Here is a 23,065-nt window from a genome sequence, read left to right as displayed (position 1 = left end):
TAGCAGGATGAACTGGTATGGAATGCGTGCACATGAAGTGGAAGAAAGAACGAATACGAATGTGAAGGTTGGACTTACAGAGAAAGAAGCAGAAGGGCGAATAAAAAAATTTGGTACAAATGAACTAGATGAAGCAAAGAGGCCTTCTGCACTAATGGTATTTTTGGCGCAATTTAAAGATTTTATGGTGCTTGTTTTGTTTGGTGCAACAATCGTTTCGGCTTTTTTAGGGGAATACATTGATTCTATTGCGATTGTGGCAATTGTTATTATCAATGGTATTCTCGGATTTTTTCAAGAAAGAAAGGCTGAAAAGTCCTTGGAAGCTTTAAAAGAGCTAGCCGCCCCACAAGTAACTGTACTGCGAAATGGAAAGTGGATAAAGGCACCGTCTAAAGCACTCGTTTTAGGTGATGTTATTAAATTTTCTAGTGGCGATCGTATTGGAGCTGATGTACGTCTTGTTGAGGCGTCGAGTTTATATATTGAAGAATCAGCTTTAACAGGAGAGTCAGTTCCAGTGCAGAAGAAAGTAGAAGCGTTGCAAGGGCAAGATGTTTCAATTGGTGATCAAAAAAATATGGCTTTTATGGGTACGATGATTACACGAGGGTCTGGAACAGGAGTCGTTGTAGCAACGGGTATGAATACAGCGATGGGCCAAATTGCAAATATGTTGCAAAATGCAGAGCAAATGGAAACACCATTGCAAAGAAGATTAGAGCAACTTGGAAAAATATTAATTATTGTAGCTCTTATTTTGACAGCGCTTGTCGTGTTAGCTGGTGTGTATCAAGGGAATGAAGTATATCATATGTTTTTAGCTGGCGTGTCGCTAGCTGTTGCTGCTATTCCAGAAGGGTTACCAGCAATCGTTACAGTAGCTTTATCGCTTGGTGTACAGCGTATGATAAAAAAGAGAGCAATTGTAAGGAAGTTACCAGCAGTAGAAACGTTAGGCTGTGCTTCTGTCATATGCTCTGATAAAACAGGAACGATGACGCAAAACAAAATGATGGTAACACATATGTGGTCAGGTGGAGAATTGTGGAAAGTGACAGGCCAAGGGTATGAACCTAATGGCTCTTTTATGAAAGGTGAAAAAGAAGTGAATCCAGCTAAGACGAAATCACTTTATCAACTACTTACATTTGGTTCGCTATGTAATAACGCAAATATTATTCAAAAGAAAAAGGCGTATGTATTAGATGGAGATCCAACTGAGGGGGCGCTTGTAGCTGCAGCAATGAAAGCGGGGATAACGCGTGAGGCGCTGAAAGGGAAATTTGAAATTATTCGTGAATTTCCGTTTGATTCAACTCGAAAAATGATGAGTGTTATTGTACGAGATCGAGAGGGGAAAAAGTTTGTCGTTACGAAGGGAGCACCAGATGTCCTTCTGCAAATGAGTCAAACGATTTTATGGGGGGATAAGCAGCAACCATTAAGTGAGTTGTATAGAAAAGAAGTACAGGCGGCTATTCATAGCTTAGGTAGTCAAGCACTTCGAACAATTGCAGTTGCTTTTAAGCCTTTAAAAGTAACAGACTCAATTGAACATGAAAGAGACGTTGAAAAAGATTTTATGTTAGTTGGAATACAAGGAATGATTGATCCGCCAAGACCAGAAGTAGAGCAGGCAGTAAAAGAGTGCAGAGAAGCTGGTATTCGAACAGTGATGATTACAGGTGATCATAAAGTGACTGCAATGGCGATTGCAGAACAATTAAGCATTTTACCACCAGGTGGACGCGTTGTTGAAGGGGTAGAACTCGCAACTATGGATGTAGAAGAATTAGAAAATGTTGTAGAAGATACGTATGTATTTGCTCGTGTATCACCAGAACATAAATTGAAAATTGTTAAGGCGTTGCAAAATAAAGGACATATAGTGGCGATGACAGGTGATGGAGTAAACGATGCTCCAGCTATAAAAACTGCGGATATTGGGATAGCGATGGGAATTACAGGGACAGATGTTGCAAAAGAAGCTTCATCTCTCGTATTGCTGGACGATAATTTCGCTACAATAAAATCAGCAATTAAAGAAGGTAGAAATATATACGAGAACATACGTAAGTTTATTCGTTATTTATTAGCATCGAACGTTGGAGAAATTTTGGTCATGTTATTTGCCATGTTACTTGCACTACCGCTGCCGATGGTTCCAATTCAAATTTTATGGGTGAATTTAGTTACTGACGGTTTACCGGCGATGGCGTTAGGTTTGGATAAGGCCGAGGGAGACGTGATGAAGAGAACGCCGCGTCATCCGAAAGAAGGGGTATTTGCTAGAGGGCTTGCCTGGAAAATTATAAGTCGTGGCTTTCTAATTGGGGCAGTGACGCTAGTAGCATTTATTATTGCGTATAATCAACATCCAAATGAACTGAAATATGCACAAACTGTAGCGTTTGCAACATTGGTACTTGCTCAGCTGATTCATGTATTTGATTGCCGAAGTGAGCATTCTGTTTTCCACCGTAATCCGTTTGGAAATGTGTATTTAGTAGGAGCGGTTATCATTTCATTACTACTCATGCTAGTCGTTATATATTATCCACCGTTACAACCGATTTTTAGCACGATGCCAATACAAGCGAGAGATTGGTTGTTAATTGGAGGTTTATCGTCAATTCCGACCTTCTTATTAGTAGGCTCTTTATTAACAGGGAAAAAGGGGAAGAAGGAAAAGCCAATATTATATAAGAAGGGATTAAACTTGAAATAGTCAATGATATGAAAATGTGATATAATTTACAGAAGGTAGTAGAGCCTTGTCTCTATTACCTTTTTCATTGAGTTATTTCATGGCTTGGATGTGATAAAAAATGATTTGTAGTATGACAGGATTTGGAAGATCGAAAGTAGAGAGTGATACTTTTCAAATTACAGTAGAAATGAAATCGGTGAACCACCGTTTTCTAGAGATGAGTATTCGACTACCGAAGCAAATGACGGTATTTGAAGACAAAATTCGTAAAATAATTGCACAGCAAGTTCGCCGTGGACGTATTGAAGTGTCTATTAGTATAGCGGGTGAAGGGCTTGTTGAAAGAAAATTAAGTGTGAATTGGTCGCTTCTTGAGCAGTACCAATCGATTATGGAAGATATAAAAGGAAAATTTCAATTACAAGATTCTATTACACTCGAGCAATTAATGGCAATGCCAGAAGTAACAGCGATTGAAGAGGTAGAAAACGTAAATGAACAATTTGAGAACAGTTTATATGAGGCTGTTCGCCAAGCTGCTCATATGTTAAAAACGATGAGAGATGGCGAAGGAGAACGATTACATAAAGATATAGCGTATCGCTTACAAGAGATTCATAATTGTGTAAATGCTATTATTCCGCATGCACCAATTGTTACACAAAAATATCGTGAACGATTAGAAAATCGCTTAAAGGAATTACATAATCAAGATCTAGATGAACAAAGATTGCTAACAGAAGTTGCAATCTTTGCTGAGCGTTGTGATATTCACGAAGAGTTAGTTCGTTTGCAAAGTCATTTAGAACAATTCCGTGAAACACTGCAGATTGAAGAGCCTGTTGGAAGGAAAATGGATTTCATCGTGCAAGAGATGCATAGAGAAATTAATACGATTGGTTCTAAGGCAAATGACTTAACAATTTCAAAATATGTTGTAGAAATGAAAAATAACCTTGAAAAAATTCGTGAACAAGTACAAAATATTGAGTAGCTTTCAAAAAATATATAAAGTTATACGTGGTGGAGAAATCGGATAGACTTACTAGGAGGCGCAAACTATGGCCATGCGGTTTTTAAATATTGGATACGGAAATATTGTATCTGCTCATCGAATTATTGCTATTGTAAGTCCGGAGTCAGCTCCTATTAAACGAACAGTACAGGAAGCACGCGAACATAATGCTTTGCTTGATGCTACGTATGGGAGAAAAACAAGGGCGGTTATTGTTATGGATGATGGGCATGTTGTATTAAGTCCAATTCAGCCAGAGACGATTGCACATCGTTTGAATAATAAAGAAGAGTTAAGTGAGGAAGGGTAGGTTTTACATATTTATGAGAAGTAGAAGAGGATTGCTCATCGTTCTTTCAGGACCTTCTGGGGTTGGTAAAGGAACGGTTCGAAAAGAGCTGTTTAGTCATGAGGATACACGTTTTCAGTACTCCATTTCAGTAACGACACGTAAGCCACGTGAAGGTGAAGTGGATGGTGTGGATTATTTCTTTAAAGAGAGAGAAGAATTTGAGGAAATGATTCGTAATGAAAAATTACTTGAGTGGGCTGAGTTCGTAGGTAATTATTACGGAACACCAATTGACTATGTTGAAAAAACATTACAAGAAGGAAAAGATGTATTCTTAGAAATTGAAGTGCAAGGAGCAATTCAAGTTAAGAAAGCTTTCCCAGAAGGTGTATTTATTTTCTTAGCACCTCCAAGTTTATCTGAACTAAAGAACCGAATTGTCGGTCGTGGTACAGAAACTGAAGATGTTATTGAAAATCGTTTAACGGTAGCGAAAGAAGAAATTGATATGATGGACGCTTACGACTACGTTGTAGAAAACGACCAAGTTGAACTAGCTTGTGAAAGAATTAAAGCAATTGTGGTTGGCGAACATTGCCGCCGCGAAAGAGTAGCAAAATATTATAAAGAAATGACGGAGGGTCTATAATTATGTTAAATCCATCAATTGATTCATTATTAACAAAAATCGATTCTAAATATACACTTGTAACAGTGGCTGCAAAACGTGCGCGCGAAATGCAACTTGCTAATAACTGTGTTGTAGAAAAACCAGTTTCTCATAAATGTGTAGGTAAAGCATTAGAAGAAATCGATATGGAAGCGTTAAGCTACGTACCAAGTGAAGATAAAGTAACTGAATAAGACTTTGTCTTCGACAATTTAAAACATAGACTTTATAATTTTCTATGTAACGGTAACAACCTATTTACAAGTAGGTTGTTATTTTTTTACGGTAGGGAAGAAATATTGATACTGATGAGCTGATAATCTTGTTTCAGTATTATAAGTTTGAAAAAGAAAGAGGACGAGCCATATGCTAAAAGGGAAAAAGATACTTTTATGTGTAACAGGAGGCATTGCGGTCTTTAAAGCGGCTGCGTTAACGAGTAAATTGACACAATCTGGTGCTATTGTAAAAGTAATGATGAGTGAGTCGGCAATGAAATTTGTTACACCTCTTACATTCCAAGCGCTTTCTCGCCATGATGTATATACGGATACATTCGATGAGAAAGACTCAGCTGTTATTGCTCATATCGATTTAGCAGATTGGGCAGATGTTGTACTTGTTGCACCTGCTACAGCCAATTGTATTGGAAAGTTAGCTAACGGTATTGCAGATGATATGATTACAACTACTTTGTTAGCTACTACAGCCCCAGTGTGGATTGCACCTGCTATGAATGTGCATATGTATGAAAATAAAATTGTTCAAAAAAATATGATGACGTTAAAAACGTTAGGATATACATTTATTGAGCCTGGCGAAGGTTTTTTAGCGTGTGGTTATGTAGCGAAAGGAAGATTAGAAGAACCTGAAGCGATTATCGCACGGTTAGAAGAGGCTTTTTCAGAACAAAAACCATTGTATGGAAAAAGAATATTAATAACTGCTGGTCCAACACGTGAAAAGATTGATCCAGTTCGTTTTATGACCAATTTTTCTTCTGGAAAAATGGGATACGCGATTGCGGAAGTGGCAGCGAACTTAGGCGCTGATGTTATACTCGTTTCGGGACCGACAGCATTACATCCACCATTACATGTAACTACGGTGCAAGTGGAATCTGCACAAGATATGTTAGAGGCGGTTATTCAACATTATGAAGACGTGGATGTTGTTATTAAAACAGCAGCAGTTGCAGATTATCGCCCGAAATATGTTCATGATAATAAAATGAAAAAGAAAAATGGCGATGCTGTAATTGAACTTGAGAGAACAGTAGATATTTTAAAAACGTTAGGTGAGATGAAAGACAAACAGTTACTTATCGGTTTTGCGGCTGAAACGACAAACGTAGAGGAATATGCAACGAAAAAATTACGTGAGAAAAATGCGAATATGATTGTTGCAAACGACGTAAAGGCGCAAGGAGCTGGATTTGGTACAGATACGAACATTGTAACAATGTATAGAAAAGATGGAGAAGTTATAGAGTTGCCACTTTTAACGAAGAAAGAGGTTGCTCGTGAAATATTAAAGCAAATTGAAATGATGTTAGAAGATGATCGTCTATGAAATTTGCAAGTGTAATTGTTGATGTACCTGCACGTCAGACAGATCGACCATTTGATTATATTATCCCTAAAAAATGGGAAGATATTGTCCAGACAGGCATGCGTGTAGTAGTTCCGTTTGGCCCAAGGAAATTGCAAGGTTTTATTATTGGGATTAAAGATTCGGTTGAAGTAGAAAGTAAGAAGTTAAAGACAATTCATGAAATTTTAGATGTAACACCCGTTTTAAATGAAGAGTTGTTAAAGCTAGGGTATTGGCTTACAAGTGAAACGTTATGTTATATGATTTCAGCTTTTCAAGTTATGCTTCCAACGGCGATAAAAGCAACATATAAAAAACGTCTACAACTTCGTAAACAAGAAGAAGTAGCACCTGAACTACTGTTTTTATTTCAGGACAAAGAAGCGATAGATTGGGAAGCGATTGAGACGCAGCCACAGCTATACCGCACGATTCAACAAGAAATTAAACATGGCACGATTGAAGTCGTTTATCAAGTAAAAGATAAAGTACAAAAGAAGAAACAAAGAGTCGTTCAACCGGAGTTGCCAGAAGATAAATTAGAATTAGCAGCATTTGAACTGAAAAGTAAAAAACAACAAGATGTCCTCTATTATTTTGTGGAAAATTATAAAAGTGTACCGTTGAAAGTAATAACAGAAGAGTTACAAATAACAGATGCTCCAATTAAAGCACTTGTTAAAAAGGGACTACTCTCAGAAAAGTATGTGGAAGTGTACCGAAATCCGTATGACGATGACGATTTTGAACAAACGAAACCATTCCCACTTACTGAGGAACAAAAGCAAGTTATTACACCGATTTTATCATCAATTACAAATGAAACTTACAATCCATTTTTACTATATGGTGTTACAGGAAGCGGAAAAACAGAAGTATATTTACAATCTATAGCAGCGGTGCTCGAGAAAGGAAAAGAAGCTATTGTACTTGTTCCTGAAATTGCACTAACGCCTCAGATGGTAGATCGTTTTAAAGGTAGATTTGGCTCACAAGTTGCAGTTCTTCATAGTGCGCTGTCTGTTGGAGAAAAATATGATGAATGGCGTAAGATTTTAAGAAAAGAAGTGAAAGTCGTAGTTGGTGCACGTTCAGCTGTATTTGCTCCTTTTGAAAATTTAGGGATTATTATCATTGATGAGGAACATGAATCGAGCTACAAGCAAGAAGATAATCCGAGGTATCATGCAAGGGATGTAGCTGTGTGGAGAGGACAATATCATAAATGCCCTATCGTTCTTGGTAGTGCAACACCGACGCTTGAATCGTTTGCAAGAGCGAAAAAAGGTGTGTATGAATTACTGACGATGGAAAAACGTATGAACGAACAAGCTTTACCGACAGTAGAGATTGTTGATATGCGTGAAGAACTTCGTGACGGGAATCGCTCCATGTTTTCAAAGGCACTGCATGAAAAAATAGCAGATCGGTTAGAAAAGAAAGAACAAATGGTGCTCTTTTTAAATAGAAGAGGTCATTCTACATTTGTTATGTGCCGTGATTGCGGGTACGTTGTACAATGTCCGCATTGTGATATCTCGCTGACATATCATAAAATGAATCATCGTTTAAAATGCCATTATTGCAGTTACGAAGAAAATATGCCGACTGCGTGTCCTGCTTGTCAAAGTACATACATTCGTTTCTTTGGTACAGGTACGCAAAAGGTAGAAGAAGAAATTACAAAACTATTTCCAGAGGCACGAGTCATTCGAATGGATGTAGATACGACGAGTCGTAAAGGAATGCATGAGAAATTATTAAAGGCGTTCGGGGAAGAAAAAGCAGATATATTACTTGGAACACAAATGATTGCAAAAGGGTTAGATTTTCCGAAAGTAACGCTTGTTGGTGTTTTAACTGCTGATACGATGCTTCATTTACCTGATTTCCGGGCGAGTGAAAAGACTTATCAGTTATTGACGCAAGTAAGTGGACGAGCAGGCCGACATGAATTGCCAGGGGAAGTTATAATTCAAACGTATACGCCAGAACATTATAGTATAGAGTTAGCAAAGAACCAACAATATGATGTGTTTTTTGATCAAGAAATGCAAATGAGGCGAACGAGACAATACCCACCTTATTACTATGTTGTACTTGTGACGGTATCTCATCCGGAATTATTAAAGGCAGTACAAGTGACGGAAAAAATTGCCTTGTATTTACGGACGCATTGTTCGCAGCAAACGATGGTGTTAGGACCGGTTGCTTCAGCAATTCCAAGGATAAAAGATAGATATCGTTATCAATGCATGATAAAATACAAACGGGAACCAAACTTAAAGAACGTGCTCAAAATGGTAAATGAACATTATCAAGCAGAAATGCAAAAAGAGCTACAAATCTCAATTGATTTTAATCCAACAATGTTAATGTAGCGGAGGGAAATATGGCAGTTTTAGAAATAGTAAAGCATCCAAATGAAGTGTTAGAAACACCGTGTGAAAGAGTAATTAACTTTGATAAAAAGTTAGTGAAATTGTTGAAAGATATGCATGAAACAATGTTAATTGCGGACGGAGTCGGTTTAGCTGCGCCTCAAGTAGGGGTAAGCTTGCAAGTGGCGGTAGTTGATATCGGTGATGATACTGGGAAAATTGAGTTAATCAATCCATCGATATTAGAAAAACGTGGTGAACAAGTAGGTCCCGAAGGCTGTTTAAGCTTCCCGGGACTTTATGGTGAAGTGGAACGTGCGGATTATATTAAAGTGCGTGCGCAAAATCGTCGAGGCAAAGTATTTTTACTAGAAGCAGAGGGTTTTTTAGCGCGTGCAATTCAACATGAAATCGATCATTTACACGGTGTGTTATTTACATCGAAAGTGACAAGATATTATGAGGAAAATGAATTAGAATAGGTATTAAAAGGAGCGGTTTTTAAATGATAAAAGTAGTATTTATGGGAACACCGGACTTTTCAGTGCCGGTGCTTCGTCGTCTTATTGAAGATGGCTATGATGTAATAGGTGTTGTTACGCAACCAGATCGTCCGGTAGGCAGAAAAAAAGTATTAACACCTACACCTGTTAAAGTGGAAGCAGAAAAGCATGGTATTCCGGTGTTACAGCCGTTAAGAATTCGTGAAAAAGACGAATATGAAAAAGTATTGGCATTAGAGCCAGATTTAATTGTAACAGCTGCGTTCGGTCAAATTGTACCAAATGAAATTTTAGAAGCACCGAAGTATGGATGTATTAACGTCCACGCTTCTTTACTTCCTGAACTTCGTGGTGGTGCACCAATCCATTATGCAATTATGGAAGGGAAAGAAAAAACAGGTATTACAATTATGTATATGGTAGAAAAATTGGATGCTGGTGATATTTTAACGCAAGTAGAAGTGGAAATTGAAGAGCGTGAAACGACAGGCTCGTTATTTGATAAGTTAAGTGAAGCAGGGGCACATCTTCTATCTAAAACAGTACCTTTACTAATTCAAGGTAAGTTAGAACCAATTAAACAAAACGAGGAAGAAGTAACGTTTGCATATAATATAAAACGTGAGCAAGAGAAAATTGATTGGACAAAAACAGGTGAAGAAGTATACAATCACATTCGCGGATTGAATCCATGGCCAGTTGCTTATACAACTTTAGCAGGACAAGTTGTTAAAGTATGGTGGGGAGAAAAAGTACCTGTAACGAAATCAGCTGAAGCAGGTACGATTGTTGCGATCGAAGAAGATGGTTTCGTTGTAGCAACTGGTAATGAAACGGGTGTTAAAGTTACAGAATTGCAACCTTCTGGTAAAAAGCGTATGAGCTGTTCACAATTTTTACGTGGAACAAAACCTGAAATTGGAACGAAGTTAGGAGAAAATGCATGAGACAAAATGTTCGTGAATTAGCTCTTGATGGTTTAATTCAAGTAGAAAAAAGTGGTGCATACAGTAACTTACTTTTAAATAATCTAATTGAAAAAAGTACAATTGATAGAAAAGATATTGGTTTATTAACTGAGATTGTATATGGAACAATCCAACGTCGTGATACATTAGATTATTATTTACAGCCTTTTTTAAAAAAGAAAGTTGAAGCGTGGGTAAGAGTATTACTTCGCTTATCTTTATATCAAATGATTTATTTAGACCGAGTGCCTGAAAGAGCGGCTATTCATGAAGCCGTTGAGATTGCAAAGCGTCGCGGGCATAAAGGAATTGCTGGTATGGTGAACGGTGTATTACGTTCGATTCAAAGAGAAGGTGTACCTTCTGTAGATGAAATCAAAGATCCAGTAGAACGTTTGGCAATTGCAACGAGTCATCCAATTTGGCTTGTCCAAGAGTGGACTTCAGAATATGGTTTAGAAACTGCTGAGAAAATGTGTGAAGTGAACATGTTACCGCCTGTACCAACAGCGCGTGTAAATGTTGATAAAATAACAGTAGAAGGAGCAATTGCATTATTAGCTAGTGAAGGTATAGAAGCGAAGCGTGGCGATTTATCAGATGATGCAATTCAAATTGAAAAAGGGAATGTAGCGCACACAGATGCGTTTAAAAAAGGTTTTCTTTCTATTCAAGATGAAAGTTCTATGCTGGTAGCACGTGCCTTAGAACCAGATGAGGGAGATGTAGTTCTTGATAGTTGTGCTGCTCCAGGTGGAAAAACAACACATATCGCAGAGCGATTAAAAGGAACTGGTCAAGTCATGTCCCTTGATTTACATGCACACAAAGTACGTTTAATTAAACAACAAGCAGAGCGACTTGGTCTAGGAAATGTCGAAACAAAGGCATTAGATGCTAGAAAAGTGCAAGAACATTTTGCAAATGAAACGTTTGATAAAATATTAGTAGATGCCCCATGTTCTGGATTTGGTGTAATTAGACGTAAGCCTGATATTAAGTTAGGTAAAGATAAAGGCGATAGTGAAAGATTATCGACGATCCAACTTGCAATACTAGAAAAAATCGCACCGTTATTAAAACAAGGTGGTCGCCTTGTTTATAGTACGTGCACAATTGAAAAAATAGAAAATGAACAAGTAATAGAACGATTTTTACAAGAGCATCCTGAGTTTGAGTGGGATACTACGATAAAAGAGCGTATGCCAGAAAAGTTAAGTCCGTATATTGATGAAGGTCAAGTACAAATTTTACCGCATTATTTTGCAACAGATGGCTTTTATATTGCTTGTTTAAGGAAGAAGGTGTAGCATCGTGGAAACGACTGTGAGAAAACAAAAGAAAAATTTAGAAACGAAAAAACCATCAATTTACTCTTTACAACTTCATGAAATGCAAGATTGGTTAAAGGAGCAAGGAGAACCAAAGTTCCGTGCTGGACAAATTTTTGATTGGTTATATAAAAAACGTGTAAAAAATTATGAGGATATGTCAAACCTTTCTAAAGGATTGCGTGAAAAATTGTCGAATTCCTTTGATATTACTACTTTAAATACGTTAGTAAAACAAACGTCTTCGGATGGAACAATTAAATTCTTATTCCAATTATATGATGGATATTCTATTGAAACGGTATTAATGCGACATGAATATGGAAATTCCATTTGTGTAACAACACAAGTAGGTTGTCGTATTGGGTGTACGTTCTGTGCTTCAACGCTTGGCGGTTTAAAGCGAAACTTAGAAGCTGGAGAAATTGTAGCACAAGTAGTAGAAGTGCAACGTGCACTTGATGAATCAGAAGAACGTGTAAGTTCTCTTGTCGTTATGGGAATTGGAGAACCATTTGATAACTATGATAATTTAATGGGATTCTTACGCATCATTAATCATGAAAAAGGACTTCATATTGGTGCGAGACATATGACAGTTTCGACAAGTGGAATCATCCCGAAAATTTATAAGTTCGCTGAAGAAGATTTACAAATTAATTTTGCGATTTCACTGCATGCTCCAAACTCAGAATTACGTTCAAAATTAATGCCGATTAACCGTGCTTATAAGCTACCAGATTTGATGGAAGCTATTAAATACTATGTAAATAGAACAGGGCGTCGTATTACTTTTGAATATGGACTATTTGGAGGCGAAAATGACCAAGTTGAGCACGCTGAAGAGCTTGCTGCGCTCTTGAAAGGTGTAAAATGTCATGTGAACTTAATTCCGGTAAACTACGTACCTGAACGTGATTATGTACGTACGCCACGTGAACAAATTTTCTTATTTGAAAAAACGTTAAAAGATCGTGGAGTAAATGTAACGATTCGCCGTGAACAAGGTCATGATATTGATGCAGCCTGCGGTCAGTTGCGTGCGAAGGAGCGCAAAGAAGAGACGAGGTGACGAGATGAAAGCCGTGTTTCTATCAGATAAAGGAAAAGTTCGTCAACATAATGAAGATAGTGCAGGAGTTTTTCACAATTTAGATGGAAATATTTTAGCGGTAGTAGCAGATGGAATGGGAGGTCATCGAGCTGGTGATGTAGCTAGCTCGATGACCATTCAATTATTCCATGATTATTGGAAGCAAACGCATAATATGAACGAGCCAAAAAAAGTAGAAGAGTGGTTACATACTAGCGTGGGGATTATTAATGAGCGTATATATGAATACTCTAAGCAACATGTAGAATGTAATGGTATGGGAACAACACTTATAATAGCGATTTGTACACCAAATTTTGTGACGATAGGTCATATAGGAGATAGTCGTTGTTATATGGTATCAGAGGGGGAAATCTCGCTTGTAACGGAAGATCACTCACTTGTCAATGAACTTGTGAGACATGGTGAAATTTCAAAAGAAGACGCAGAATATCACCCGAAAAAGAATGTTTTGTTAAGGGCATTAGGAACAGAAGAGAAAGTCGGATTAGATGTGAAAACATTAGTGCTAGAGGAAGATGATCAGTTACTTCTTTGCTCTGATGGACTATCTAACAAAGTTTCTATTGCTGATATGCAACAAGTTTTACAGTTAAATGAACAGCTAGAAACTAAGGGACAACGTCTCATTCAATTGGCGAATGATCGTGGCGGGGAAGATAATATCACCCTTGTTCTCATTGATTATGCGGGTTCGACAAACGAAAGTAGGTGAAGTGCAACGTGCTGATTGGAAAACGCTTAAATGACCGTTATAAGCTACTGAAAATGATTGGTGGCGGTGGAATGGCCAATGTGTATTTAGCTCATGATGATATACTAGGCCGAGATGTAGCGGTGAAAATATTAAGACTCGACTATTCAAATAACGAAGAGTTTATTAAACGTTTCCATCGAGAAGCGCAGTCTGTTACAACGTTGTCGCATCCAAATATTGTGAATATGTATGATGTCGGAGAAGAAGATGGTATATATTATCTTGTAATGGAGTATGTACCAGGACAAACATTGAAGCAATACATAATTGAGCGAGGAATGTTACCGATAGGAGAAGCTCTTGATATTATGGAGCAGCTAACATCCGCCATGGCACACGCCCATCATTTTGAAATTGTGCACCGCGATATTAAACCGCACAATATTTTAATTCGAGCTGATGGAGTAATAAAAGTAACAGATTTTGGAATTGCGACAGCTACAAGTGCAACAACAATTACACATACAAATTCAGTACTCGGTTCGGTGCATTATTTATCACCAGAACAAGCACGTGGCGGGATAGCAAATAAACAATCAGATATTTATTCCCTAGGGATTGTTATGTTTGAGTTGTTAACAGGAAGACAACCATTTTCTGGAGAATCTGCTGTTGCTATAGCTTTAAAACATTTACAAAGTGAAATTCCGTCTCCAAAAAGATGGAATGAAAGTATTCCGCAAAGTGTCGAAAATATTATATTAAAGGCAACTGCGAAAGATCCGTTTCATCGATATCAATCTGCTAATGCGATGAAACGAGATATTGAAACTGCGCTATATCCAGAGAGGATAAATGAGCAGCCATTTTACATACCGGAAGATATGGAAGCGACAAAAGCGATTCCGGTTATTCAACAGGAACAATTATTCGAAAATGTAACTGATGAAACAATTGTTTTACAAGGAAGTAAAGTGGATGAACAGGCAAGAAAAGAAGATGAGGATTTAAATAAGAAGAAAAAACGAAGTAATAAATGGCTCAAAGTTTTAATTACAACATTTTTACTTTTAGCGATCGGAATAACGTTAGCCCTTACTGTTATTCCAGGATTCTTTATTCCAAAAGATGTAAAAGTCCCTGATGTGGCTGGTATGAAATATACGACCGCAGTAAATACATTAGTTGAAAAGGGTTTTGAGGTTACGGAACCTAATATTGTATATACAGATGATGTTGAAACCGGTGATGTTATAAAAACAGACCCTGTGGCAGGAAGAGTCGTGAAAGAAAACTCTAAAATTACTATCTATCAATCAGGTGGGAAAAAGAAAAGTAAGATGATTGATTTCACAGGAAAAGATTTAGAGAGTATAAGAACAGAGTTAGAAGAGAAATATAAACAAGTTACAGTATATTATATTGAAGATGATAGGCCAAAAGGTGCAATCGTAGAGCAATTTCCGACGTCTGACCAAATGGTGGTAGAGGCCGAGCAAGAACTGAAAATCTGGGTGAGTAAAGGTCCTTATCAAATTAGACCGGGTGATTTTTCAAGGTGGACTGAAAATAGTGCAACTGGTTATCTGAATGAGAGAAAACTAACTCCAGATATAAAACGAGAGTATTCTGATACTGTTGATAAAGGACTTGTAATTTCGCAATCTCCAAAACCAGGAACGCCGTTAAAAGAAGGAGATAAAGTGACGATTGTTATTTCAGATGGTCCTAAGCCGAAAGTAACGAAAACAGTGAAAGTGGATAATATTTCTATTCCGTATGAGTCTTCTATAATAGGTGAGAAAAAACCGCAAACGATAGAAATTTATAAAGAAGATATGCAACAAAAAATGGATAGACCAATTGAAACTAGAACAATTTCAGAGTCGGCAACTATTTCATTAGAATTTGTAATTCAAGAAGGTACAAAAGGACATTATAAAATTGTACGAGATGGTGTAACGATTATTGACAAAGAAGTACCATACCCAACTCAATAATAATGAATTCCATTTTATCTCCAAAGAGAATGGAATGTATTACTTCTGCCTGTTATGCTGTCTACATATAGTGGACTGTATAACAGGCAAAAATATATGATTCAAAAAGATATAAAAGTGATACTGTTATAAATAATATTTTAAATTTGATGGTAGATTAAATATATTAATGTGTATATATGACGGGTTTTGAAATCTTTATTTAAAGAATGATAATCCATTCAATATGAATTCCAGCTTCACTTTATACAGAATAAAGGAGAATTATATGCCAGAAGGAAAAATTGTAAAAGCTCTAAGTGGATTTTATTATGTGCAGCATGAAGAAGGGATTACACAATGTCGCGGGCGTGGTGTGTTTAGAAAAAATAAAATTACACCACTGGTAGGAGACCAAGTTGTTTTTCAGGCTGATAATCCGAGTGAAGGATACGTGCTTGAAGTATTTGATCGAAAAAATGAACTTGTCAGGCCTCCTATTGCTAATGTTGATCAAGCAATTCTTGTTTTTTCAGCAGTAGAACCAGATTTTAATCCGGGGCTGTTAGATCGATTTTTAGTGCTGATTGAATATCATAACATTAAGCCGATTATTTGCATTAGTAAGATGGATTTAGTGGATGAAAAAATGAGAGAAACTGTTGAATCTTATGCAAATGACTATCGTGAGATGGGATATGATGTATTATTTACTTCTATAAATACATCGGAAAGTATTGATATTTTAAAACCATTCTTAGAAGGTTGTGTTTCCGTTGTTGCGGGGCAATCTGGTGTTGGAAAATCTTCTATGCTTAACGTCTTACGTCCAGAATTAGAACTGAAAACGAATGATATTTCCTCACATTTAGGACGCGGGAAACATACGACAAGACACGTAGAATTAATTGCGATTGGAAGCGGACTAGTTGCAGATACACCTGGTTTTAGTTCACTCGATTTCATAGATATAGAGGTAGAAGATCTTACATATTGTTTTCCAGAGTTGAAAGAAGCGAGCCAATACTGTAAATTTAGAGGGTGTACACATCTTTCTGAACCGAAATGCGCTGTGAAGGCTGCGGTTGAAGAGGGGAAGATTACAGAATATCGTTATAAGAATTACAAACAATTTGTAGAAGAAATTAGAGAGAGAAAGCCGAGGTATTAGTTATGATTAAAATTGCACCATCGATCTTATCAGCAGATTTTTCAAAATTAGGGGAAGAGATTAAAGATGTAGAAAAAGGCGGAGCGGATTACATTCACGTCGATGTAATGGATGGACATTTCGTACCAAATATTACGATTGGACCATTAATTGTAGAAGCAATTCGTCCGATCACATCGTTACCGTTAGATGTACATTTAATGATTGAAAATCCTGATAACTATATCCCGACTTTCGCAAAAGCGGGAGCGGATATTATTACTGTTCATGTAGAGGCTTGCCCTCATTTACATCGTACAATTCAGTTAATTAAATCTCATGGCATTAAAGCAGGAGTTGTATTAAATCCGCATACGCCAGTTTCAGTGATTGAGCATGTATTAGAAGATATTGATATGGTATTACTTATGACAGTAAACCCTGGATTTGGTGGGCAGAAATTTATCCATTCTGTATTACCGAAAATTAAACAAGTTGCAGAAATGGTTAAAGAGCGCAATCTAGAAGTAGAAATTGAAGTTGATGGTGGTGTAAACGCTGAAACAGCAAGACTTTGTGTAGAAGCAGGAGCAAATGTACTTGTAGCTGGGTCAGCAGTATACAATCAAAAAGACCGCGGTGAAGCAATTCGTGTCATTCGTGGATAATGAATGAACGAGTCTTTATCCCAGTGAATCTTCTAGTGTAGTAAGTTTTCACTATTTATAAAGGGTAGAGAAAAAATATATAAAAAGGCAATCTACCGAATGGCAGATTGCCTTTTTACAATAGAAGGGGAAGGAAACATGATTATTCATATTTTAGCGGGAGGACCCGCGGAATATTGTGCAGATTTTTCTTCATATGAAAATGAGAAAGTAGTGTGGGCGGCAGTTGATAGAGGAGTATATCGTTTATTAAAAAGAGGTATTACTCCTGCTGTTGCGTTTGGAGATTATGACTCGGTTACGGAAGAAGAATTAGCATGGATGGGGCAACAAACAAATGATTTACATATTGTTCCTCGTGAAAAAGATCAAACTGATTTAGAAATTGCTATTAACTGGGCGTTAGAACAAAAGCCGGCACTCATTCGTATTTTTGGTGCTACTGGCGGAAGACTTGATCACGGTTTAGCGAATATACAAATGCTTTTAAAAGGATTAGAAGTAGGAATAGAGATGTGTATTGTAGACAATCAAAATGAAATAAGTGTAAAAAGAGTGGGTACACATATAATTGAAGAAAATAAAAATTTCCCTTATGTATCTTTTGTGCCTGTTACTGAAATAGTGGAAGGGATTACATTACTTGGTTTTAAATATCCTCTAACGAATAAAAAAATAGAGTGGGGATCCACACTTTGTATTAGTAATGAACTCGTTGAGGAAAAAGGTACTTTTTCATTTACTTCTGGCATATTAATGGTGATAAGAAGCACTGATTAAAGAAACAATTTTGCTCCTTACATCATATAGTGACCAAATGGAGTAATGGGGATTAGGAGGGAAACCATGAGATTTTATACAATTAAGTTACCTAAATTTCTTGGTGGAATTGTTCGTGCCATGTTAAATACCTTCAAAAAAGATTAAAAAAAGCACCTATTACCGGTGCTTTTTCCATTGGTATAGTAAAAAAAGAGCCTAGCGGCTCTTTTTTTTATTATTAAACACGTTCGATTTTGCCAGATTTTAATGCTCTAGCAGAAACGTAAACACGTTGAACTTTTCCGTCGATGCGTACGCGAACTTTTTGAAGGTTAGCGCCCCACTTACGTTTTGTAGCGTTCATTGCGTGAGAACGAGAGTTACCAGAACGAGCTTTTCTTCCAGTAATAGCACAAACACGAGCCATTTATATTTCCCTCCCTTGATACCTTACCATACGTAATTTTTCAATGTTAGTCTTTTATGCGATGCTAAAAACACTACTATAATTTAACACAACTAAAAAGAGAATGCAACACTGTAGAAAAAAGAAATCAAGAAAAATTACTTGACACTATATGTCAATGAAGAAAAGTTGAAATCAAGAAAAATTGCTTGACATATTATAGTGATACATGTTGTATAATAACAATGGACTATTTTGCTCATCATAAAAAAGTGTAGTTTTCAACATAAAATATGAGAGTGAAAAAGAAAGAACGATGGAATTTTCGTTAAAAAGATTATATGATAGTAACTAAAGTAGTCTAACTCACTTTCACCATTTATGAAGGGGGAAAACGAGATGTCAATTGAAATTAAAACGAAGTACGGTCAAATTGATATTAGTACAGATGTAATTGCAACAATTGCTGGAGGTGCCGCGGTAGATTGCTACGGTATCGTAGGTATGGCATCAAAAAATCAGTTAAAAGATGGATTAACAGACATTTTACGAAAAGAAAATTTCACTAGAGGTGTTATTGTTCGTAAAGATGAAGATGAAGTACATATTGATATGTATATTATTGTGAGCTATGGTACGAAAATTTCAGAAGTAGCACATAACGTGCAGACGAAAGTGAAATATACATTAGATCAAACTGTAGGACTAGCAGTAGATTCTGTAAACATCTACGTACAAGGAGTTAAAGTAATAAACTTGTAATGTGCATTAAGGAGGAAAATCTGTGTCAATTCAAAAAATTGATGGAAAACGTTTATCACAAATGATCATTCAAGGAGCGAATAATTTAACGAATAATGTTCAGCTTGTTGATGCATTAAACGTATTTCCAGTTCCAGATGGCGATACCGGTACAAACATGAACTTATCTATGACTTCAGGCGCACGTGAAGTGAAAGCAAATCCTTCACAACATGCTGGTAAAGTCGGCGTAAGTTTAGCCAAAGGATTATTAATGGGAGCTCGTGGTAACTCTGGAGTTATTTTATCTCAGTTGTTCCGTGGTTTCTCGAAATCCATTGAACAAAAAGAAGAATTAACAACAGTTGATTTTGCTGCAGCTTTAGAGGCTGGAGTAGAGGCGGCTTACAAAGCGGTTATGAAACCGATTGAAGGAACGATTTTAACGGTTGCAAGAGAAACGGGTAAATATGCAGTAACAGTTGCGAAAAAACAGCGCGACTTTGTTTTGTTTATGGAAGACGTTGTGAAAGAAGCAAATGCATCGTTAAATCGTACGCCAGATTTATTACCTGTATTAAAACAAGTTGGCGTTGTAGATAGCGGTGGTAAAGGTCTTGTAGTAGTTTACGAAGGTTTTTTAGCTGACTTAAAAGGAGAAACGATTTCTTCTGATGCACCTGCCCAACCATCTATGAATGAAATGGTGCGCGCAGAACATCACCGTAGTGTACAAAGCCAATTGAGTACAGAAGATATTAAGTATGGATATTGTACGGAGTTCATGGTGAAATTAGAAGCTGATAAAGTGAAAGAACATAATTTCTCTGAACAAAAATTCCGTGAAGATATTAGTGTGTATGGTGATTCATTACTAGTTGTATCTGATGATGAAATTGTAAAAGTTCATATTCATGCAGAGCATCCTGGAGACGCTATGAACTACGGACAACGTTACGGTAGTTTAATCAAGATTAAAGTAGAGAATATGCGTGAACAGCATACCGCTTTATTAGATGAGCCTGCTATGATGCCTGAGCCAACTAGCCAGCCTAAAGAGAAACAACCATATGGTATCGTAACTGTAGCTATGGGATCTGGTATTAAAACTTTATTTGAAAGCATTGGCGCGACGAAAGTTATCGAAGGTGGCCAAACGATGAATCCAAGTACGGAGGATATCGTGAAGGCGATTGAAGAAGCAAACGCTGAAAAAATCATTATTTTACCGAACAACGGGAATATCGTAATGGCAGCAGAACAAGCAGCGTCAGTTGTGGATCAAGAAGTGATTGTAGTTCGTTCAAAAACAGTTCCTCAAGGTATGGCTGCAATGTTAGCATTTAATCCAGTTGGAACGCTAGAGGAAAATGAAGAAAACATGAAAGAAGCTTTATCTCATGTGAAAACAGGTCAAATTACGTATGCTGTACGTGATACGGAAATTGATGGTGTGGCAATTCAAAAAGATGATTTCATGTGTATCGCAGATGGAAAAATCGTATCAACAAATGCTGAAAAAGTAGGAGCTGCGAAGCAATTACTAGAAGCACTAATTGATGAAGATTCTGAAATCGTAACGATTCTACAAGGTGAAGATGCAACTGATGAAGAAGTAGCTGAATTAGTTGAGTTTGTAGAAGAGAATTTTGAAGATGCAGAAGTAGAAGTACATGCTGGAAACCAACCGGTGTATTCTTTCATCTTCTCTGTAGAATAAGAAAAAAATTCGTTTTGAAAATAAATGGATTACTTACTTGCTAATGGATAATAAGTAGTAATATGAAGTTTATTACTAGTTTTTATTCAAAAGGCTAGCATATTGAAGATAAAAAAGAGCCTTGCTGCTAATAGTGAGGCTCTTTTCTTTCGTGTTGTTTATGAGGGATTTGAGTAGTTTCTCTTAGAATGCCTATGATAGAATATATAGGGTGAAAGAGAGCGATTACAGATGTCAATCATGTTAATGGATAATGAATCAAAAAATAATGTGACGGAGCGTGAGAATCTTGAATGAAGTTGTACAAGTTCCTGTTACGGATGTAAAGGGAATCGGAGGAGAAACATCTGAATTACTACACGAGATGGGAATTTATACAGTTTCTCATCTATTAGAACATTTTCCGTACCGTTATGAAGACTATGCGATGAAAGATCTTGCAGAAGTAAAGCATGATGAACGTGTAACAGTTGAGGGGAAAGTTCATAGTGCTCCTTTACTGCAATATTACGGGAAGAAGAAGTCGCGTCTTACGGTTCGTGTCCTCGTAGGTCGTTATTTAATTACAGCTGTATGTTTTAATAGGCCGTACTATAAGCAGAAGTTAAATTTAGATGAAACGGTAACGATTACTGGAAAATGGGACCAGCATCGTCAAACGATTGCGGTATCAGAACTTCATTTTGGACCGGTTGTACGTCAACAAGAAGTGGAGCCTGTGTACTCAGTGAAAGGGAAACTTACAGTAAAACAGATGCGCCGTTTTATTGCACAAGCGTTAAAGGAGTATGGAGACTCTATAGTTGAAGTGTTACCAGATGGATTGCTAAGTCGGTATAAATTACTGCCACGTTATGAAGCGCTTCGGGCTTTGCATTTTCCATCGGGGCAGGAAGACTTGAAGCAAGCGCGTCGCCGGTTTGTATATGAAGAGTTTTTCTTATTTCAGTTGAAAATGCAAACGTTACGAAAAATGGAGAGGGAAAATTCGAAAGGGACGAAAAAAGAAATTCCTTCAGAAGAATTGCAAGAGTTTATCGATGCACTTCCGTTTCCATTAACTGGTGCGCAAAGCCGAGTTGTAGATGAAATTATGAAAGATATGACATCTCCTTATCGAATGAATCGTCTGTTGCAAGGTGATGTAGGTTCTGGTAAAACGGTAGTCGCTGCAATTGGTCTTTATGCAGCGAAATTAGCGCATTATCAAGGTGCTTTAATGGTTCCAACAGAAATTTTAGCAGAACAACATTATCAATCGCTCGCAGAGACGTTCTCGCGCTTTGGTATGAAGGTTGAATTGTTAACAAGTTCAGTTAAAGGTGTGAGACGCCGAGAGATTTTGGCAAAATTAGAACAAGGAGAAATAGATATCCTTGTTGGAACACATGCTTTAATTCAAGATGAAGTTATCTTTCATAGGTTAGGTCTCGTGATTACTGATGAACAACATCGATTTGGTGTAGCGCAGCGACGAGTTTTACGTGAGAAAGGTGAAAGTCCAGACGTATTATTTATGACAGCGACCCCGATTCCACGTACGTTAGCAATTACTGCATTTGGAGAGATGGATGTTTCTATAATCGATGAGATGCCAGCTGGTAGAAAGGTAATTGAAACATACTGGGCAAAACATGACATGTTAGATCGTGTTCTCGGTTTTGTAGAGAAAGAGATAAAAAAAGGAAGACAAGCATATGTTATTTGTCCTCTAATTGAAGAATCTGAGAAACTTGATGTACAAAATGCAATCGACTTACATAGTATGCTGACTCATCATTATCAGGGGAAATGTCAAGTCGGATTAATGCATGGAAGATTATCATCTCAAGAAAAAGAAGAGATAATGGGGCAATTTAGTGAAAATAAAGTGCAAATTCTTGTGTCGACAACAGTTGTTGAGGTGGGTGTGAACGTACCGAATGCGACTGTAATGGTTATTTATGATGCAGAGCGTTTCGGTTTATCACAGCTTCATCAGCTAAGAGGACGTGTTGGGCGTGGTAGTGAACAATCGTATTGTTTATTAATAGCAGACCCTAAATCAGAAACAGGAAAAGAAAGAATGCGCATAATGACTGAAACAAATGATGGATTTGTATTGTCAGAAAAGGATTTAGAATTACGAGGTCCTGGAGATTTCTTTGGGAGTAAGCAAAGTGGTTTACCAGAATTCAAGGTTGCTGATATGGTACATGATTATCGGGCGCTAGAAACAGCTAGACAAGATGCGGCGTTACTAGTAGATTCAGAAGCGTTTTGGCATAATGATCAATATGCGTCGTTGCGTACATATCTTGACGGGACAGGTGTGTTCCAGGGAGAGAAGCTCGATTAAAGGGAGGCAACAAAAGTTTTTGTT

General features: G+C 37.2%; 21 protein-coding genes. 20 read left to right on the top strand and 1 reads right to left on the bottom strand.

The window, feature by feature from the left end; all coding sequences use genetic code 11:
* The first annotated feature begins 7 nt into the window (after window positions 1-7).
* From NLJ82_RS18765 to spoVM, 17 genes are all read left to right on the top strand, one after another.
* Window positions 8-2,731 (top strand): calcium-translocating P-type ATPase, SERCA-type, encoded by a 2,724-nt coding sequence (locus NLJ82_RS18765; RefSeq protein ID WP_001104743.1) that lies wholly within the window; start codon window positions 8-10, stop codon window positions 2,729-2,731.
* 100 nt (window positions 2,732-2,831) lie between these two features.
* Window positions 2,832-3,707 (top strand): YicC/YloC family endoribonuclease, encoded by an 876-nt coding sequence (locus NLJ82_RS18760; protein ID WP_000564125.1) that lies wholly within the window; start codon window positions 2,832-2,834, stop codon window positions 3,705-3,707.
* A 67-nt stretch (window positions 3,708-3,774) separates the two neighbouring features.
* Window positions 3,775-4,038: an extracellular matrix/biofilm regulator RemA gene (remA, locus tag NLJ82_RS18755; RefSeq protein WP_001251458.1), complete on the top strand. Its 264-nt coding sequence runs from the start codon at window positions 3,775-3,777 to the stop codon at window positions 4,036-4,038.
* Window positions 4,039-4,051: 13 nt separating this feature from the next.
* On the top strand, window positions 4,052-4,669 hold the full coding sequence (gmk, locus tag NLJ82_RS18750; RefSeq protein ID WP_001257738.1) for a guanylate kinase: 618 nt from the start codon (window positions 4,052-4,054) through the stop codon (window positions 4,667-4,669).
* A 2-nt stretch (window positions 4,670-4,671) separates the two neighbouring features.
* Window positions 4,672-4,884: a DNA-directed RNA polymerase subunit omega gene (gene rpoZ, locus NLJ82_RS18745; protein ID WP_000933970.1), complete on the top strand. Its 213-nt coding sequence runs from the start codon at window positions 4,672-4,674 to the stop codon at window positions 4,882-4,884.
* 172 nt (window positions 4,885-5,056) lie between these two features.
* On the top strand, window positions 5,057-6,262 hold the full coding sequence (gene coaBC / locus NLJ82_RS18740; RefSeq protein ID WP_000911758.1) for a bifunctional phosphopantothenoylcysteine decarboxylase/phosphopantothenate--cysteine ligase CoaBC: 1,206 nt from the start codon (window positions 5,057-5,059) through the stop codon (window positions 6,260-6,262).
* Window positions 6,259-8,664, top strand: a complete 2,406-nt coding sequence (gene priA, locus NLJ82_RS18735; RefSeq protein WP_000666726.1) for a primosomal protein N' — start codon at window positions 6,259-6,261, stop codon at window positions 8,662-8,664. The genes coaBC and priA overlap by 4 nt, the downstream gene beginning before the upstream one ends.
* Before the next feature lie 11 nt (window positions 8,665-8,675).
* A complete protein-coding gene (gene def / locus NLJ82_RS18730) occupies window positions 8,676-9,146 on the top strand; it encodes a peptide deformylase (RefSeq protein WP_000279468.1) in 471 nt (156 codons plus the stop codon).
* A gap of 23 nt (window positions 9,147-9,169) precedes the next feature.
* Entirely contained in the window at window positions 9,170-10,114 is a 945-nt protein-coding gene (fmt, locus tag NLJ82_RS18725) for a methionyl-tRNA formyltransferase (RefSeq protein ID WP_000598791.1), read from the top strand.
* A complete protein-coding gene (rsmB, locus tag NLJ82_RS18720; protein WP_001249674.1) occupies window positions 10,111-11,445 on the top strand; it encodes a 16S rRNA (cytosine(967)-C(5))-methyltransferase RsmB in 1,335 nt (444 codons plus the stop codon). Before fmt ends, rsmB begins: the two co-directional genes overlap by 4 nt.
* Before the next feature lie 4 nt (window positions 11,446-11,449).
* On the top strand, window positions 11,450-12,538 hold the full coding sequence (rlmN, locus tag NLJ82_RS18715) for a dual-specificity RNA methyltransferase RlmN (RefSeq protein ID WP_000450543.1): 1,089 nt from the start codon (window positions 11,450-11,452) through the stop codon (window positions 12,536-12,538).
* A 4-nt stretch (window positions 12,539-12,542) separates the two neighbouring features.
* Window positions 12,543-13,295 (top strand): Stp1/IreP family PP2C-type Ser/Thr phosphatase, encoded by a 753-nt coding sequence (locus NLJ82_RS18710; RefSeq protein WP_000648696.1) that lies wholly within the window; start codon window positions 12,543-12,545, stop codon window positions 13,293-13,295.
* Between the two features lie 8 nt (window positions 13,296-13,303).
* Window positions 13,304-15,277, top strand: a complete 1,974-nt coding sequence (gene prkC, locus NLJ82_RS18705) for a serine/threonine protein kinase PrkC (RefSeq protein ID WP_000904766.1) — start codon at window positions 13,304-13,306, stop codon at window positions 15,275-15,277.
* 268 nt (window positions 15,278-15,545) lie between these two features.
* Complete coding sequence (gene rsgA / locus NLJ82_RS18700; RefSeq protein ID WP_001113936.1) at window positions 15,546-16,427, top strand: ribosome small subunit-dependent GTPase A; 882 nt, start codon at window positions 15,546-15,548, stop codon at window positions 16,425-16,427.
* Between the two features lie 2 nt (window positions 16,428-16,429).
* Window positions 16,430-17,074, top strand: a complete 645-nt coding sequence (gene rpe / locus NLJ82_RS18695) for a ribulose-phosphate 3-epimerase (RefSeq protein ID WP_000589966.1) — start codon at window positions 16,430-16,432, stop codon at window positions 17,072-17,074.
* Window positions 17,075-17,173: 99 nt separating this feature from the next.
* A complete protein-coding gene (locus tag NLJ82_RS18690) occupies window positions 17,174-17,854 on the top strand; it encodes a thiamine diphosphokinase (protein WP_001998094.1) in 681 nt (226 codons plus the stop codon).
* Between the two features lie 66 nt (window positions 17,855-17,920).
* Window positions 17,921-18,001: a stage V sporulation protein SpoVM gene (gene spoVM / locus NLJ82_RS18685; RefSeq protein WP_001213599.1), complete on the top strand. Its 81-nt coding sequence runs from the start codon at window positions 17,921-17,923 to the stop codon at window positions 17,999-18,001.
* A 73-nt stretch (window positions 18,002-18,074) separates the two neighbouring features.
* Here spoVM and rpmB read toward each other — a convergent pair whose 3' ends face one another.
* Complete coding sequence (gene rpmB / locus NLJ82_RS18680) at window positions 18,075-18,263, bottom strand: 50S ribosomal protein L28 (protein WP_000124776.1); 189 nt, start codon at window positions 18,261-18,263, stop codon at window positions 18,075-18,077.
* A gap of 378 nt (window positions 18,264-18,641) precedes the next feature.
* Here rpmB and NLJ82_RS18675 point away from each other — a divergent pair, with 378 nt between their 5' ends.
* From NLJ82_RS18675 to recG, 3 genes are all read left to right on the top strand, one after another.
* Window positions 18,642-19,004 (top strand): Asp23/Gls24 family envelope stress response protein, encoded by a 363-nt coding sequence (locus NLJ82_RS18675; protein ID WP_000021109.1) that lies wholly within the window; start codon window positions 18,642-18,644, stop codon window positions 19,002-19,004.
* Window positions 19,005-19,026: 22 nt separating this feature from the next.
* Complete coding sequence (locus NLJ82_RS18670) at window positions 19,027-20,703, top strand: DAK2 domain-containing protein (RefSeq protein ID WP_000027110.1); 1,677 nt, start codon at window positions 19,027-19,029, stop codon at window positions 20,701-20,703.
* A 289-nt stretch (window positions 20,704-20,992) separates the two neighbouring features.
* A complete protein-coding gene (gene recG / locus NLJ82_RS18665) occupies window positions 20,993-23,041 on the top strand; it encodes an ATP-dependent DNA helicase RecG (protein WP_001006881.1) in 2,049 nt (682 codons plus the stop codon).
* Window positions 23,042-23,065 lie beyond the last annotated feature (24 nt).

Origin of the sequence: Bacillus paranthracis, assembly GCF_024296885.1 — a bacterium.
GTDB classification, from domain to species: domain Bacteria; phylum Bacillota; class Bacilli; order Bacillales; family Bacillaceae_G; genus Bacillus_A; species Bacillus_A paranthracis.
The sequence above is the reverse complement of the archived record's forward strand: the minus strand, read 5'-3'. Positions and strand labels throughout refer to the sequence as shown.

What these genes read in the sequence shown, in the direction of transcription:
- rpmB (WP_000124776.1), bottom strand. Translation starts at nt 18,263, where the DNA reads ATGGCTCGTGTTTGTGCTATTACTGGAAGAAAAGCTCGTTCTGGTAAC.
- priA (WP_000666726.1), top strand. Translation starts at nt 6,259, where the DNA reads ATGAAATTTGCAAGTGTAATTGTTGATGTACCTGCACGTCAGACAGAT.
- NLJ82_RS18675 (WP_000021109.1), top strand. Translation starts at nt 18,642, where the DNA reads ATGTCAATTGAAATTAAAACGAAGTACGGTCAAATTGATATTAGTACA.
- def (WP_000279468.1), top strand. Translation starts at nt 8,676, where the DNA reads ATGGCAGTTTTAGAAATAGTAAAGCATCCAAATGAAGTGTTAGAAACA.
- spoVM (WP_001213599.1), top strand. Translation starts at nt 17,921, where the DNA reads ATGAGATTTTATACAATTAAGTTACCTAAATTTCTTGGTGGAATTGTT.
- coaBC (WP_000911758.1), top strand. Translation starts at nt 5,057, where the DNA reads ATGCTAAAAGGGAAAAAGATACTTTTATGTGTAACAGGAGGCATTGCG.
- NLJ82_RS18710 (WP_000648696.1), top strand. Translation starts at nt 12,543, where the DNA reads ATGAAAGCCGTGTTTCTATCAGATAAAGGAAAAGTTCGTCAACATAAT.
- NLJ82_RS18690 (WP_001998094.1), top strand. Translation starts at nt 17,174, where the DNA reads ATGGCAGATTGCCTTTTTACAATAGAAGGGGAAGGAAACATGATTATT.
- NLJ82_RS18765 (WP_001104743.1), top strand. Translation starts at nt 8, where the DNA reads ATGAACTGGTATGGAATGCGTGCACATGAAGTGGAAGAAAGAACGAAT.
- rsmB (WP_001249674.1), top strand. Translation starts at nt 10,111, where the DNA reads ATGAGACAAAATGTTCGTGAATTAGCTCTTGATGGTTTAATTCAAGTA.
- gmk (WP_001257738.1), top strand. Translation starts at nt 4,052, where the DNA reads ATGAGAAGTAGAAGAGGATTGCTCATCGTTCTTTCAGGACCTTCTGGG.
- rsgA (WP_001113936.1), top strand. Translation starts at nt 15,546, where the DNA reads ATGCCAGAAGGAAAAATTGTAAAAGCTCTAAGTGGATTTTATTATGTG.
- rpe (WP_000589966.1), top strand. Translation starts at nt 16,430, where the DNA reads ATGATTAAAATTGCACCATCGATCTTATCAGCAGATTTTTCAAAATTA.
- NLJ82_RS18760 (WP_000564125.1), top strand. Translation starts at nt 2,832, where the DNA reads ATGATTTGTAGTATGACAGGATTTGGAAGATCGAAAGTAGAGAGTGAT.
- fmt (WP_000598791.1), top strand. Translation starts at nt 9,170, where the DNA reads ATGATAAAAGTAGTATTTATGGGAACACCGGACTTTTCAGTGCCGGTG.
- rpoZ (WP_000933970.1), top strand. Translation starts at nt 4,672, where the DNA reads ATGTTAAATCCATCAATTGATTCATTATTAACAAAAATCGATTCTAAA.
- remA (WP_001251458.1), top strand. Translation starts at nt 3,775, where the DNA reads ATGGCCATGCGGTTTTTAAATATTGGATACGGAAATATTGTATCTGCT.